This is a genomic window from Bombilactobacillus sp. ESL1092, assembly GCF_058107465.1.
The window spans coordinates 524301-538405 of record NZ_CM176594.1 but is presented as its reverse complement, the minus strand read 5'-3'; the positions used below and the strand labels follow the sequence as shown (position 1 = coordinate 538405).

The 14105-nt window shown below is 38.9% G+C and carries 13 protein-coding genes; 9 read left to right on the top strand and 4 right to left on the bottom strand.

What is annotated here, in order from left to right; genetic code table 11:
• The first annotated feature begins 11 nt into the window (after positions 1 to 11).
• The gene (gene htpX / locus AC3B6Y_RS02630; RefSeq protein ID WP_489791286.1) at positions 12 to 926 is read left to right on the top strand and encodes a zinc metalloprotease HtpX; all 915 of its coding nucleotides are present in this window, start codon (positions 12 to 14) and stop codon (positions 924 to 926) included.
• Positions 927 to 1069: 143 nt separating this feature from the next.
• Here htpX and AC3B6Y_RS02625 read toward each other — a convergent pair whose 3' ends face one another.
• On the bottom strand, positions 1070 to 1702 hold the full coding sequence (locus AC3B6Y_RS02625) for an HAD family hydrolase (RefSeq protein WP_489758169.1): 633 nt from the start codon (positions 1700 to 1702) through the stop codon (positions 1070 to 1072).
• A gap of 85 nt (positions 1703 to 1787) precedes the next feature.
• Between AC3B6Y_RS02625 and AC3B6Y_RS02620 the strand changes: the two genes are divergently transcribed.
• The 4 genes from AC3B6Y_RS02620 (at position 1788) to AC3B6Y_RS02605 (ending at position 7103) form a co-directional block, all read left to right on the top strand.
• Positions 1788 to 2738 (top strand): SGNH/GDSL hydrolase family protein, encoded by a 951-nt coding sequence (locus tag AC3B6Y_RS02620; protein ID WP_489769545.1) that lies wholly within the window; start codon positions 1788 to 1790, stop codon positions 2736 to 2738.
• 159 nt (positions 2739 to 2897) lie between these two features.
• A complete protein-coding gene (locus tag AC3B6Y_RS02615) occupies positions 2898 to 4553 on the top strand; it encodes a putative polysaccharide biosynthesis protein (RefSeq protein WP_489758171.1) in 1656 nt (551 codons plus the stop codon).
• A 12-nt stretch (positions 4554 to 4565) separates the two neighbouring features.
• Positions 4566 to 5360 carry a hypothetical protein gene (locus tag AC3B6Y_RS02610; RefSeq protein WP_489758172.1) on the top strand — a complete coding sequence of 265 codons (795 nt, stop codon included), beginning with the start codon at positions 4566 to 4568 and terminating at the stop codon, positions 5358 to 5360.
• A 405-nt stretch (positions 5361 to 5765) separates the two neighbouring features.
• The gene (locus tag AC3B6Y_RS02605) at positions 5766 to 7103 is read left to right on the top strand and encodes an NCS2 family permease (protein WP_489758173.1); all 1338 of its coding nucleotides are present in this window, start codon (positions 5766 to 5768) and stop codon (positions 7101 to 7103) included.
• 292 nt (positions 7104 to 7395) lie between these two features.
• Here AC3B6Y_RS02605 and AC3B6Y_RS02600 read toward each other — a convergent pair whose 3' ends face one another.
• Positions 7396 to 8340: a 2-dehydropantoate 2-reductase gene (locus AC3B6Y_RS02600; protein ID WP_489758174.1), complete on the bottom strand. Its 945-nt coding sequence runs from the start codon at positions 8338 to 8340 to the stop codon at positions 7396 to 7398.
• A gap of 351 nt (positions 8341 to 8691) precedes the next feature.
• Positions 8692 to 9054 carry a hypothetical protein gene (locus AC3B6Y_RS02595; RefSeq protein WP_489791285.1) on the bottom strand — a complete coding sequence of 121 codons (363 nt, stop codon included), beginning with the start codon at positions 9052 to 9054 and terminating at the stop codon, positions 8692 to 8694.
• Positions 9055 to 9128: 74 nt separating this feature from the next.
• Between AC3B6Y_RS02595 and AC3B6Y_RS02590 the strand changes: the two genes are divergently transcribed.
• The gene (locus AC3B6Y_RS02590) at positions 9129 to 10307 is read left to right on the top strand and encodes an MFS transporter (RefSeq protein WP_489769549.1); all 1179 of its coding nucleotides are present in this window, start codon (positions 9129 to 9131) and stop codon (positions 10305 to 10307) included.
• Between the two features lie 157 nt (positions 10308 to 10464).
• Here AC3B6Y_RS02590 and tpx read toward each other — a convergent pair whose 3' ends face one another.
• Entirely contained in the window at positions 10465 to 10959 is a 495-nt protein-coding gene (gene tpx / locus AC3B6Y_RS02585; RefSeq protein ID WP_489791284.1) for a thiol peroxidase, read from the bottom strand.
• A 119-nt stretch (positions 10960 to 11078) separates the two neighbouring features.
• On the opposite strand from tpx, the gene AC3B6Y_RS02580 reads away from it, so the two are divergent.
• From AC3B6Y_RS02580 to AC3B6Y_RS02570, 3 genes are all read left to right on the top strand, one after another.
• Positions 11079 to 12566, top strand: a complete 1488-nt coding sequence (locus tag AC3B6Y_RS02580) for a glycosyltransferase (RefSeq protein ID WP_489791283.1) — start codon at positions 11079 to 11081, stop codon at positions 12564 to 12566.
• A gap of 102 nt (positions 12567 to 12668) precedes the next feature.
• Entirely contained in the window at positions 12669 to 13163 is a 495-nt protein-coding gene (locus AC3B6Y_RS02575; RefSeq protein WP_489791282.1) for a hypothetical protein, read from the top strand.
• Positions 13164 to 13267: 104 nt separating this feature from the next.
• A complete protein-coding gene (locus AC3B6Y_RS02570) occupies positions 13268 to 13996 on the top strand; it encodes a WxL domain-containing protein (RefSeq protein ID WP_489791281.1) in 729 nt (242 codons plus the stop codon).
• Positions 13997 to 14105 lie beyond the last annotated feature (109 nt).

Genomic DNA, 14105 nt, shown 5'->3' with positions numbered 1-14105 from the left:
GAGGTTAAGCCATGCTATATCAACAAATAACACAAAACAAGCGTCGTACTTATTTAGTTTTGGCGCTTTTTTTCTTAATTCTTGGTTTAATTGGTGGAGTAGTCGGGCAACTTTTTTGGCATAGTTATCAAGTCGGAATAATCGGTGCGTTAGTAATTGCCTTGTTTTATGCTTTAGGCACTTACTTTCAGTCAACTGAGCTAGTGATGAAAATGAACCACGCACAGCCGATTACCAGTAGTGACCAGGCCCCTGATTTATGGCATATTGTGGAAGATTTAGCGTTGGTCGCACACATTCCACAACCAGATTTATATTTCATTGATGATCCCAGTCCCAATGCTTTTGCCACGGGGCGTGATCCTAATCATTCGGCCGTGGCGGTAACGAGTGGCTTATACCAAATGATGGATCGCGAAGAACTGGAAGGGGTCTTGGCCCACGAATTATCGCATATTCGTAATTATGATATTCGCGTTTCCACTGTTGCTTTGGCGTTATCTTCTGCTGTTGTTTTTTTGTCCTCTATGTTATCGAATATGTATCGGTGGGGCTGGCTTTTTGGCAGCGATCGCGATGACCGTGAAGACTCTAATAGTAATAACTTAATTCAGTTGGTGTTATGGTTAGTCGGATTAATATTTTCGATTGTGGGTCCTCTAGTAGCTTCATTGATTCAATTAGCCATTTCGCGTAACCGTGAGTATTTGGCGGATGCTTCAGGCGTGGAGCTAACACGTAATCCGGCAGGGTTAATCAGTGCGTTACGTAAATTGCAGCAAAATGAACAGCCCATGCATCAAGTTGATGAGGCTAGTGCTGCTTTGTATATTACTAATCCGCTAAACAAGAAACATTCTTTGGAACATCTCTTTGATACGCATCCTCCATTAAGTGAGCGGATTGTGCGTTTGGAAAGGATCTAATGTAATGCGTAATGCTAGTTAAAAATAGCAGTTTAGATCGTGAGAAATGTTTATGCACGTGTTTGGTGTTTAACTTATAAATAAAAAAGTAGCCCTTTGAGCATATCAGAACTCAAACGGGCTATTTTGGTGTTGGCTTAGAATTAATGGGCAATTAATTTTAAAATATCTTGTGGTTGTTCAAAGATATAATCAGCATCACTAAAGTCGTCTTGATCGTTAGCGCCCCATTTAGCGAGCCCAAATTTTAAACCAGCATGATGCGCACAACCAATATCATTGCGGGAGTCTCCAATTAAGAGCGTGGTTTGGACCTGGGCATGCAACAATTCTAAGGCTTTTTGTGCCGGTTCAGCGGCCGGTTTAGGATTTTGGACGATGTCGGCAGTCACAAAATGTTTAAAATAAGGTTGCAAGGCAGTTTTCTTGAAGATGGCGGTCACTTCGCGTGAATCTTCCGAAGTAACAATGGCTAAACCAATGTGCTGATGAGCTAGTTGTTGCACTGTCGAGACGATTCCAGGAAAAGGTTGCACTTCATCAATAAAGCCAAAGGCATTTTTGAACACACTTTGAGCCGCTTTGAGATGCTCTTCTTTAGGAATTTGAAAATAATTGAGAGTATTTTCCGCTGTACCAGAAAAAGCAAACTCCAAATCAGCCAGTTCAGTTTGAATATGATAATCCTCTGCTAAAGTTTTTTGTAAAGCTAGTAAACTAGCCTCTTTTGTGTCTAATAATGTACCGTCAACGTCAAAAATAATATTCGTAAACATTTCAGTTCTCCTTTTATGAAAGGTAGCTATGAGTGCTATTATAGTATTGTGTCAGAGTTTTGGGCAATAGAAAGGGAGAGATTTTATGAATTTTCAACAGACAACGGCTAATTATGAAGCACAAGGACTTTATTTTAGTGGTCGTTGGGCACAAACGAGTCATGGGATGTATACAACTAATTTAGGTGCCCGGATTATTACGCAAGTGCAGGGTACAACCACTGTGCAATGGTCATTTTCAACCAAAGCCAATGCGGGGGATACTTGGTTAGCTTACCAGATTGATGATCAGCCTTTTGAACGTTTGGCATTGACTAGTGAACCATTTACCGTGACACTGCCTGATGAACAAAGCCATGTTTTACAAGTCGTTTATAGTGGTAATTCAACTGAAGATAACGTTTGGAAAAGACATCAAGGCTTGTACTTCGACCAAGTACAAACAACGGGGCAATTACAAGCAGTGAAACCTACAGGCACACCTTTAGTGTTTGTGGGCGATTCGATTACGGCGGGTTCTTGGGTTGCTGGAACGACTCCTGGTCAAGATTATCGTGCTGAAAGTAATTATGCAGCTTTAGTGGCTGAGCATTTTAACCGTGAAGATATTCGAATTTGCTATCCGGGTACTGGTGTGGTTAAGCCCGGTACTGGTGGTGTTCCTAATGCCCAAACATTCGTTGATCATTTAGCTGATCAAATTGATTGGCAACCGGATTTTCAGGCTGATGATGTGATTGTTAATTTAGGAACGCCTGATAAAAAGATTAACGATAATGATTTTCGGGTTGGTTTTGAAGTTGTGATGCAAAAGTTGAAATTGCAATATCCCAAGAGTCGTTTGTGGGTCATGATTCCGTTCAGCCAAAATCATGCTGCTGTTATTCGTGAAGAAACTCCTGAATATGAAAATACACGGTTGATTGAAACCAAAGATTGGGACTTGACCTTTACTGATGGCATGCACCCAGATTTAGCTGGTAGTCAAAAAGCAGCTGACTATTTAATTCAAGTTTTAAAACCAACTTTAGGTTAAGCAAGTTGTAGTTAAGTGGCGGTCTTTTGTTGCACCTGAAAAGTTACGAGCTTGACTTTGAATTTGTTCTAAATGCGAAGTTCTCCTGATTGATTTTTGTCAGTTAGGAGAATTTTTTGTATAATAAAGTTTCATTGTTAGTAGATCGAGGAAAATCAAATGGATCAATCAAAGACAACAGCAACTAAAACGCTGAAACAAGATTCATTATTGTCTGGCTCAGCTTGGATCACGGCCAGTGGGATCGTTTCGCGCGCCTTATCAGCTTTATATATTATTCCGTGGAACATTTGGATGGGTTCGGCGGCGACGGTGGCTGCAGCTAATGCGCTATATGGCAAAGTATACAATATTTACGATTTTTTCTTACTTGTGTCGACGGCCGGCTTGCCGAGTGCCATCTCGAAACAAATTGCGCATTATAATGCGTTAGGTGAGTATGAAGCCAGCAATCAATTATTCAAGCAAGCTTTGAAAGTAACGGCAATTATCGGTGTGATTTTTGCCGGAATTATGTATTTTGGCGCTAATTTGGTAGCAGATGTCTTTACCAATGGTGATCCACGGAGTATTCCGGCGCTGAAAGCTTTAGCTATTGCTGTGTTATTGTTACCAACGTTAAGTATTATGCGGGGTTATTTTCAAGGCCACGGTCAAATGGGGCCATCGGCAATTTCCATGATGCTAGAACAATTAGCGCGTGTTAGTTATATGTTATTAATTACGTATATTATCATGCAAATTAAACATGGTAATTACGTTGACGCCGTCACCAAATCAACGTTTGCTTCCTTTATTGGGGCGGGAATTTCGATGTTGTTTTTGTTATGGGGCTTTTGGCGTCAGCGCAAGCCGCTAACCCAATTGGCAGCCACTGGCAGTCACGAGATTAGTTTTACGGCCAAAGATTTTACCAAAGAAATCTTGTTACAGGCGATTCCGTTTATCATTATTGATTCCGCCATTACAATTTTTAAGTTATTCGATCAGTCGACTTTTAATCCGATGATGCAGAGCTTTATGCACATTTCGCGGCAACAATTGGACTATTATTACTCACTCTTTGGTTTTCAAGCTAATAAATTAATCATGGTCGTGGTTTCTTTGGCGACAGGGGTCGTATCCTCAGCTATTCCGATTGTTTCCTCTTTATATACCACTAAAGATACGGCCAAGATTCAGGCGCAAATTGTGAATATCATCAAAATGTTTGCTTTCTTTATGTTGCCGGCAGCGTTGGGGATGTTAGCCGTTTCGCGTCCGTTATGGAGTGCCTTTTACGGTTTTGACGCCTTAGGAATTAAAATCATGCAATTATCTTGTGTGATGGCGTTGCTATTAGGCTTTTTCATGGTCTTGGCAGCTATTTTGCAAGCACTATATCGTAATGTATTAGCCATTAAATATTTAGTAATTGGCTTTCTATTTAAAATAGTAATTCAGTGGCCCTTAGTTTATGTTTTTCACGAATATGGTCCGATTGTGGCGACGATTTTGGCTATGGTTTTAATCTGTTATTTAATGTTGCAAAAAATTCATGCCTTATATCCGTTTAATTTGGCAACTTTATTTAAACAGGATCTTGGCAAAATCTTACTAGGAGCTGTAGTGATGATGATTGTGGTGCTCCTGGTGGATAGTGGTTTTTACGGCTTTGATCACTATATTGGGCGCATTAAAGCAACTAGTTACATGTTAGTTGAAGTAGTCGTGGGCGCTGTGATTTACGGCTTCTACGTGTTAAAAACGCGGTTGATGGATCAAGTTTTGGCAAAAGATTTGACACGTTTACGTCAAATTTTGCATATTAAATAAGTTGGTGAAAAAATGATTGCAGTTAAAACTGTTAATTTAAGTAATGGAAAAATGGTGTATTTAACAGAGGACCTAGGGGCAACTGCAAATACAATATTCTTGCCGGATTTAACGCAAAGTGTGAATAGTTGTCTTCAGATCATGACGTTTAACGGCCTAACGAATAGTTATGCGCTGGATTGGCGCTACCATGGTCAGTCAGTAGCTCAAGGTTCAGTTGATGTCATGAGCTTTGCTCAAGATTTACAAGAATTTGTAACGACCCTCCAGTTAAAAAATTACCAAATTGTCGCAGCTGGTTTAAGCTTGTTTGTGGCATTACAAGCAATGCAAACTGGTCTCAAACCGCATCAAGTGGTGGTTCTAGATCCCCAGTGGCAGCCCGCGTTGCCATATAGAACTACACCTCAGATTGCGACCTATCAAGATTTAATAGCTTTTGGCCAACAACAGGTGCAAACTTTACAGCAAAAACAGGACTTAGATGATTATCAACGCCAAATGCTCTTAAATGCTGTCATGGCCGATTTTCATCAAAGACCGGGCGGCTTTGGCTTGTATGTTGATTCAGAGTTGCAAGCGGAATTTGTGCAAAGTTTACCTAAGAAATTATTGCTAAATACGAAAGTGCCAATGACGTTACTGATTGCCCAATCAACGCAAGATCAATTGCCTAAACAATTAGCGCATCATCCACAATTGCGTACGATTTATCAGCACTTTAGTCAAAGCTATGTCTTACAAACGATTTACAGTAAGCAGTTGTTACAGGTAGCACCGTTAGAAATTCTCAATTTTTTGGCATAATAAAAACCTCCAACAAAATGTTGGAGGCTTTTTAATTTAAATTATTGAGGGGGATTCAAAATTTAAATATTGAGGGGGAGAAGTGAGATTTTTTCTATCTCATCAACTTACAAACTATATATTACACAGAACATATGAAGAAGAAACTTTTAAAATGTGAAGAAATTGTGAATATTTGTTAAGTTTAAGTAAAAGTTAGCAAGGGCAAGGCTTGGCGGCTTTCAAAAGATAAAAAAGCGCAAAATGACGGCAATGCAGCTCAATCAAGACCTGCTTTTTAGTGAAAGGCGAACATTATTACTGCTAAAGTTTAAAATATATCGTAAAATACTAGATTTTTGACATCTTAATCCGTATAATAAGAGACGTTGTTTCTGAAAAAAGAAACTATTGGGAGGAATTAAGATGAGCAAACAGCCGCAGGGACTGTTAGAAAAAGTTTTTGATTTGAAAGCCAACCGAACCAATCCGCGCCAAGAAATGATTGCGGGTACAACGACGTTTATGGCGATGTCTTATATTTTATTTGTTAATCCCAATGTTTTAGGCGATGCAGGGTTGAATCAGGGAGCGGTCTTTGTAGCCACGGCGTTGGCGGCCATTGTTGGTTGCTTAGCGACCGCCTTGATTGCTAATTATCCGGTGGCGATTGCACCTTCATTAGGGAGTAATGCTTTTTTTGCTTATACAGTGGTTTTGGGCATGAAAATTCCGTGGCCGACGGCTTTGGCTGGGATTTTTGTAGCTTCTATCTTATTCATGTTAGTCACAGTGTTTAAAATTCGAGAAAAAATCATCAATAATATTCCCGCTGATTTGAAATCAGCGATTGCGGCCGGGATTGGTTTATTTGTGGCCTTTGTCGGCTTACAAAATGGTGGCTTGGTCAAGGCTAGTTCGTCAACCTTGTTGACGATTACCGATTTTCATAATCCAACGGTTTGGTTAACCGTTTTTGGCTTAGTATTTACATTAATTTTGGTAGCTTTAAAAGTGCCAGCTAATTTTTTGTTGGGCATGGCGGCAACTTCGATTGTGGGCATTTTAACCGGTTTGATCAAGATGCCGACGGCAATTGTCGCCGGCGTGCCAAGTTTAAAACCAACCTTTGGTCAAGCAATTTTTCATGTACAAAATGTTTTTACACCGCAAATGATCACCGTGATTTTAATTTTCTTCTTAGTGGCCTTTTTTGATACGACGGGAACTGTAGTGGGCTTAGCAGAGCAAGCCGGGTTTATTAAGCGCGGTGAAAAAGTACCGCCACGTTTAAGCAAGACACTATTAAGCGATGCTTTGGCGATGACGAGTTCTTCCATTTTTGGTAGCTCACCAACTGCAGCTTACGTTGAATCGTCAACAGGGATTGCTGTTGGTGGCCGAACAGGGTTAACTTCTTTAACAGTAGCCTTTTGGTTTGCGTTAAGTTTATTCTTCTCCCCATTATTAGGAGTCGTGACTTCCCAGGTCACAGCCCCGATCATGATTATTGTGGGTTCATATATGGTCACTTCATTGGGTAGAATTGACTGGAGTAAATTAGAAAGTTCTTTCCCAGCATTTATGACAATTATTGGAATGCCATTTTTCTATGATATTGCTTACGGTTTTGCTTTTGGGGTCATGTCTTACGTTTTGATTATGGTCTTTGAAAAAAAGGGTAAACAAGTTCATCCAATTATGTATGGTGCTTTTTTCGTATTCCTGTTCTTATTAATTGCCATGAACCAAGCACATTATTGACCAAATAGATTAAATTAAAAAAAGCTATATCTTAATAGGTATACAATTAGGATAAACTTAAAGGACTAACTGACGATATTTAATCGGAGCTAGTCCTTTTTGCCTGCTAGCTTGTTACTTTGATTCAACAAAATAGATAAATATCTACGACTGAAATAATCGCAGATATAAAAATGACCGCCAAAGTTATTCGAATTTTGAGGGTCATATCATTAATATGGACATTTTTTATAGTATTCAACTGTTAAGTGTTTTTAATCTTGTAGCTTCATTTTTGGTTTTGTGGAAATTATTAATCTAATTTGGCACCAATTAATTGTTCTTTACTGTGAATTAATTGGGTTAATAAACGACATTCAGGAGTCGGAATGCCATATTTTTCACCCTTACGCCAGACGGCACCATTAATAAAATCAATTTCGGTTAAACGATGATGGTTGACTAAGTCTTGGTACATAGAGGGATAGTGATTAGCAATGTTGCCATAGAAAGTTTCATCAATATGGTGGAACACTTCATCTTCGTCAAGATCGGTACCTTCATGGCGGGCAACGGCAGCAAATTCAGCGATAATATCCTTCAAGTAAGTTGTAGCTTCTTTAGTTTTACCGAGTTCGCCCATGTTACATTCCAAAAGTGAACATAATGAATTTAAAGTTCCATTCACACAGGCTTTACGCCAAATTGAGTAACGAGCACTATTACTATAAACGGACTTAAGACCGGCATCATTGAAGACAGCAATTACTTTTTTCGCAAATGATTCGCCTTGAGGGCCTAAGTTTTGAATTTCAACGTTGCCATCACCAAATAACTGTGCATGTCCCGGTTTGTCATAACCAGCAGTAAACATCGTGACCCCAATTAATAACAAGTTTTGATCAACATACCGTTCAAGAATTTTTTCGTGACCCATTCCGTTCATCAAGCACAAAACGTAAGTTTTGGGGGTCAACAAAGATTTAATTTGGTCAAAATACTCTTCTAGTTGATAGGACTTAGTAAAGACAATAATTAAATCGGCAGGATCTTTGATTTGGTCGCTTTCATTAGGATAGTAAATCGGCAATTTAGCACTGACTTCAACGCCATCTAAATTGGCAGAAATCCCATTTTGGCGAATAGCTTCAACGTTCGGTTTCCAGCCGTCAATTAATGTCACATCATTACCCGCCTTTTGCAATGCGTAACCAAAACGGGTACCCATACCGCCGACACCAAGCATTGTGATTTTCATAAATGATGCTCCCTTCGTAATTTGTAATTACTATCTTAGCACCATGATTAATTATTTGCCATCTATTTTTAATAAAAAGTTAATTAAAATGAATATTAGCTAGCGATTTAGCTGATTTGAAAAAGATCTATTATTAATTTTAATTTAATAAAAAAGTTTAACACAGTGATAATTATTTGACATTTGGTCTATGAAATTTTATATGCTTCTGCTCACAGGTTTAATATAATTGCGTTCGCAAAACTAAAAGCTTACGTCTAACTACGATTAAGCTTTCAAGTTAAGGATCAAACTTAAAAGTTTAATCTAGGTTAGTCCTCAGCTTTTGCCCAGTTTTGCTCACAGCTTGATTTAATGATGACTAGTTCGGTAATGTGGCTGACTCTGATGTTTGCCGGGTAAGTGTTGATACTTAGGGGTGGAAGTTTGAGTTAATTGGTAATTTTTGATCTTACCAGTGACAATTTTGCCCTGTAACTTTTGTTGTTGCCAGAATTGTAAAGTTTGGATTAAAGTTTGCGCTTGTTGTACTCTGGTTAAATTCTGTTCTTGTTGTTGAGCCACTGGAATGACTTGCTGCTGAAGATATTGAATTTGTTTTTGATTGTACTCTAATAGTTCTTTGGTTAAAGGAGAATGTAAGTATTGGTTGGCCAGTTGCTGAATCATGCGCAAGGCATCTTTGGTGTTTTGTGGTTGATAAGAATTTGACATAAACTTATCCTTTCTGCTAATAATGTCATTATATTATAATAGAATTAAATTAGTAGGAAGAAAAGGAGTTTAATATGCGCCAAGTTCGTTTGGTTCCATTGTTAGGGGTGGCCTTCTTTAATGAAACGGCCTATAGCATGATGTGGCCGTTAGCAACCATTTATATTAATACTATTTTGCATAAATCATTGACGGTGGCAGGCATTGCGTTGATGTTTTTTTCGGCTGCTAACGTGTTAGGTGCGATGGTTGCCGGCAAAATGTATGACCGGTTTAATCAATTTTACCTAACAGTGGGGGCCATGTTAGCCTGTTTAGCAATCTGCGTTATTGGCATTTGGTTCACTGGTTGGCCCAATTATGCCTTGGTGTTGACGGCTTTTGGCGTGACAACGGGTTGGCTAACCACGGCAGTGAACGTCTACGGCACATTATTGCCCCATATCTCAACCACTAAAGCTTTTAACCTGATTTATTTAGTCTTAAATGTAGGCTTGGTCTTGGGCACAATGCTGATCAGTGAAATGTTTAAACGATCAGTTGCTCCGATTTTTATTTTGGCAGCAGTTTTATACTTATTGTCTTTAATCATTCAAATCGTTTGTTTTCCTAAGCAACGCTTGGAATACCAAGTTGCTGCAGCAAAGCACGCTAACAGAACTCCTAAAAAACATCCGCAAGCGCGTGTGCGCCAATTATTTGTGGTTAGCTTTTTAACATTAGTAGTCATGTGGACGATGTATTCGCAATGGGAATCGAACTTTTCCGTTTACTTAATTGATAGTGGTTTTGCCTTACGCGTTTATAGTTTATTATGGGCATTAAATGGAGTAATCATTATTATAGTGCAATGGCTATTGACGTGGCGACCACAAATTATCAAAAACTTGGATCACCGAATTGTGATTGGCTTATTCTTTTTGACAATTTCTTATTTTGTCACGATTGCTAGCAAACAAGTCGCCTTGATTTATTTAGGGATGATTTTGTTGACGATTGGCGAGGCTATTTATGTCCCGACAGTTCCAGTTATTATTGACCAATGGACGCAACCGGAAGATAAAGGGCGCAGCCAGGGATGGGTCAGTGGCTTTTCTTCACTGGGCCGCGCCATTGGACCAGTCTTTGGGGGACTAGTGATTGATCATTCTTCTTTTAAGATGCTCTTTATTATTGCGGGAATCTCGATGATTGTGATTACACTGTTAAATACGTGGAATATTCAACATTACCGAAAGAATAAGACTAACTAAAAAAGCAAGTTCTGAAGTCTGAATTAGGCTTAAGAACTTGCTTTTTAAGTGCCAAACCAGTGCTGATTAGGCATTAATTTTAAAAATTTCTTCATTATAATAGCTTACAATATGTTCGGATGAAAAAATCAGCACTAAATTGTGTATTGAACACTGCTTATTCGTTTTGATCTAATTGAGCCAAAACTTGGTCATAATTAGGTTCATTGGTCATCTCGGGCACCACTTCTTGGTAGCTAATCGTTTGATCGGGTTCAACAATCCAGACGGACCGGGCTAATAAACCACTGTCGGCCATTAACAAATGAGTTTGTTGACCGAAATCCTGTTTGACGTCAGAAAGCAATTGCATTTTTTTAACGCCTTGAGCTGCACACCAACTAGCTTGTTGCTCAGCGGTGTTCGTTGAAATAGTGACAAAATTGATGTTAGGATATTGATCCATTGTTTGATTAAAATGTTTCGTCTGTAAACTGCAGACACTGGTATTAATATCGGGTACTACACTAATGAGCAAGGGTTTGTTCAATAATGATTTTAAAGTAACGGAGTTTTGATCTTGATCAAGAACCGTAAAGTTGGGCATCTGGCTGCCAACTTGGGGAATGTCAGTGAGTGTACAAAAGTCTTCACCATGACGAGTTATTTTCATTTTTCTTCACCTCTATCTTAGTATACTATGTTTGAAATCTTCCCGTAAAAGAAAAGGTTTTGTTTGCTATAATAAACTTCAGAGCAAAGGGGGCATAGTAGCATGAATTTTTTTTAACGATGGATTTATCTAATATTTCGGCTGGCATTGAGCATTCTGAACTGAATCGCTTGCGCTTATTTCAACAACATCAAGTTCCAGCCAAGATTGTGACGACTTATTATCGCAATGATTGGGCCGCTGGTCCGGGCAAGTTTGGTTTAAACTTAGATGACGTTATTAATGTCTTTGACTACTTTGGGGAAAATCATGTGGATTTTTATCAAACGAATACTGCCCAAGATTATTGTCGTACGCATAATTATCAATTAGTGCAGGAGTTAGGCTCTGATGGTGCAGAACTGGGTTTTAAAATTCAAACACACGACGGCCGGCAAGGTCTTATTCGGGCTGATGAAAAATCGCAACAATTGACTTCGGTGGTCTTTGCTCCCTTGGGGAGTCAAGTGCCGAGTGTTGCGGAAGGCTATGATACCCGCGGTTTTTTGTCTAGCAAGTATTACTACGATCGCCATGGCCAGGTCACCAAGCAAGAAGTGCTTAATCAACAAGGCCAAGTTACTTGTACGCAAGTTTATAAGGCTGATCAAAAGAGTGTGGCTTTATATAAGCTAAAGTATCACGGCAAGAAGTATCGGTTTACGGATTTGCGTGATTTCCAGGCCTTTTTTTATGATTGTTTAAATCAAGACTATGGTTTGAACAATTTATTTATTGCCGACCGTGTGGAATGCGTCGAGAGTTTGCCACGAATGCAAACCGCAGCTCAAAAAGCATTTTATATTCATAATCAATTCTTAAATGGTTGGCAGGCTGATGTCATGACGGGGGGATTAAACTATAACTATGAGTATGGTTTAACCCATAATGAAGAGTTTGATTATATTATCTGTCCGTCCAATTGGGAGAAGCAAGAGATTAATCAACGCTTTCACATTGGAGAGAAAGTGGTGGCTATTCCGGGTAAACCCAGCCAAATTGATGTTCCTCAAGTTGAATTCTCCCAACGCGATCCGCACTTGATTATCATGGTGGCCCGAATTTCACCCGAAAAACAAGTTGATCAAGCCTTAAAAGTTTTACAGCGCGTGCGCCGTGAAGATCCGCTAGCGCGCTTAGAGGTTTATGGGGGCATTACTTATCAGCAAGAAGCAAAAAAAATTAATCAGACCGTATTGAATTTAAAATTACAAGATGCTGTGCAATTTAAGGGTGTCGTGGCCAATATGGCAGAAGTTTATGATCGAGCTCGCGTTTTAATTTTGACTTCTTTTGCGGAAGGCTTTCCTTTGACGTTATTAGAAGCAAGTAGTCATGGGGTACCCATGGTGAGCTATGATTGCCGTTACGGCCCTCGAGAAATTGTGCATGATAATGAAAATGGTTATTTAGTTCCACAAGACGCAGTATCCACTGCAGCCCACAAAGTGATTGCAATTTTGCAAAATGATCAATTAGCTCAAAAATTAAGTCAAGGTGCTTATCAAAGTGCACACCAATTTGAGCCGGAAGCAGTATGGCAATTGTGGCAACCATTAATAAGCTGAAAGTTGTTCAGTTATAATTAATTGTGTTTGAACTTCACAAAATTAAGTGCTATATTAACAGTGTGTCTAGAGCTTCTAGTCTTACGAAAGGAGTCGTGATTTTTGGAAAAGCAAACTCACAAAGTATCAAAACGACTCCCTTGGCGTAAGGTAACTGGTTTAATTGTTGCGGTAATTGCTACTGTGGCAATTGTGATTGGCGCTTATTCGACAGCCATGTGGGCGGGAACCGATTACGATTATCAAGGTAATGAAGTTGCCCAGGCCCTACCAGTTACTCAAGGCGCTACTCGAGGGGGAGGTAGTTCTAACTCACAATCTAAGTCATCAACTGCTTCAGTAATTATTCCACAGTCTAACACGGGCGCTAATAGTCAACAGGCGAAAACTCCTAAGTTAGATCAGTTGAATTACCCACAAACTGGCGGTGCGGATCAAAACGGACCAGTGCAAGTTGTGGGTACGCCATCATATCCACAAACGGGAAATGATGTCAGCTATGGAGCAATTGCGTTAGGTGTTGGTTTACTGTTTGGGTTAGGATTATGTTATCGTAAGCAGTTCATAACATTTTTTGATAATTTTAAGCGAATTTAGTTATTCTTTGAAAATAAACTATTGCAAGATTAAAAAAAAGTGTTATTGTATTTATGTACTGAGAATACCATTCGGTATTTGAAATTTTTTGGGGGGATTTACTAATGAAAATGAATAAATTATTTGCTTCTGCTGCTGCCGCAGTTTTAGCATTGACGGCTGTTGCACCTGTAGCTACTGTAGCTAATGCTGCTACTAATGGAGTTCCTGGTGGACTTGGTGAAACTTCAAAAGATAGAAATGATACTAGTGGTACAGCTAGTGGAAATTCTATGGCTAGTGTTAATGTTCGTGATGGATTTTTATCATTAGATGATGTTCCTGATCTTTCATTTAATCCTGCTGTTAAGGGCTCAGGAGTTGCTTCTTTTAGTGATAATAATAATTTGGGTTCACAAACACATCAAATTTCTGATAATGGTAACTCTCAAGGATTATTAAGAATTACTGACTCACGTCATAATACGGATGCCTCTGGCTCTGAGACCGATCGTAGTTTAGGTTTTCATTTAACAGCTAAGTTAGGTGCTTTCACTAGTGATGCTAGAGATACCAGTCATGATATTACTTCTGGTTTCAGTATTGTTTTCAATAAGAACATTAATGAAACTAAGAATGCTGCACAAGCTATCCAAAAGGATTCTACTATTTCACAAGATGCTGACAATACTATTTTAACTGAACCTGCAAATAATAATCGTCAAACATTTAGTTATTATTTAGGCGGAAAAAGCTTTGATAAAGATAGTATCAGCTTGAATATGCCTACTACTCTTGATGAGGGTGCATATACTGCTCCTATTACTTGGACATTGTCTGCTGCTGTTCAATAATATGTATAAGAAGGAAAGTACTTCCTTGTTGGAAGTGCTTTTTTTTTATGAAAATATAGACTTTTAGTATTGTTATTATTATTTATTTTTAATTAGCACATTGACTTTT

Bases quoted from the DNA above. Each gene is read 5' to 3' on its own strand.
- AC3B6Y_RS02570 (WP_489791281.1), top strand. From the start codon at position 13,268: ATGAAAATGAATAAATTATTTGCTTCTGCTGCTGCCGCAGTTTTAGCA.
- AC3B6Y_RS02595 (WP_489791285.1), bottom strand. From the start codon at position 9,054: ATGTCAAATTCTTATCAACCACAAAACACCAAAGATGCCTTGCGCATG.
- AC3B6Y_RS02620 (WP_489769545.1), top strand. From the start codon at position 1,788: ATGAATTTTCAACAGACAACGGCTAATTATGAAGCACAAGGACTTTAT.
- AC3B6Y_RS02605 (WP_489758173.1), top strand. From the start codon at position 5,766: ATGAGCAAACAGCCGCAGGGACTGTTAGAAAAAGTTTTTGATTTGAAA.
- AC3B6Y_RS02610 (WP_489758172.1), top strand. From the start codon at position 4,566: ATGATTGCAGTTAAAACTGTTAATTTAAGTAATGGAAAAATGGTGTAT.
- AC3B6Y_RS02625 (WP_489758169.1), bottom strand. From the start codon at position 1,702: ATGTTTACGAATATTATTTTTGACGTTGACGGTACATTATTAGACACA.
- AC3B6Y_RS02590 (WP_489769549.1), top strand. From the start codon at position 9,129: ATGCGCCAAGTTCGTTTGGTTCCATTGTTAGGGGTGGCCTTCTTTAAT.
- tpx (WP_489791284.1), bottom strand. From the start codon at position 10,959: ATGAAAATAACTCGTCATGGTGAAGACTTTTGTACACTCACTGACATT.
- AC3B6Y_RS02600 (WP_489758174.1), bottom strand. From the start codon at position 8,340: ATGAAAATCACAATGCTTGGTGTCGGCGGTATGGGTACCCGTTTTGGT.
- AC3B6Y_RS02615 (WP_489758171.1), top strand. From the start codon at position 2,898: ATGGATCAATCAAAGACAACAGCAACTAAAACGCTGAAACAAGATTCA.
- AC3B6Y_RS02580 (WP_489791283.1), top strand. From the start codon at position 11,079: ATGGATTTATCTAATATTTCGGCTGGCATTGAGCATTCTGAACTGAAT.
- htpX (WP_489791286.1), top strand. From the start codon at position 12: ATGCTATATCAACAAATAACACAAAACAAGCGTCGTACTTATTTAGTT.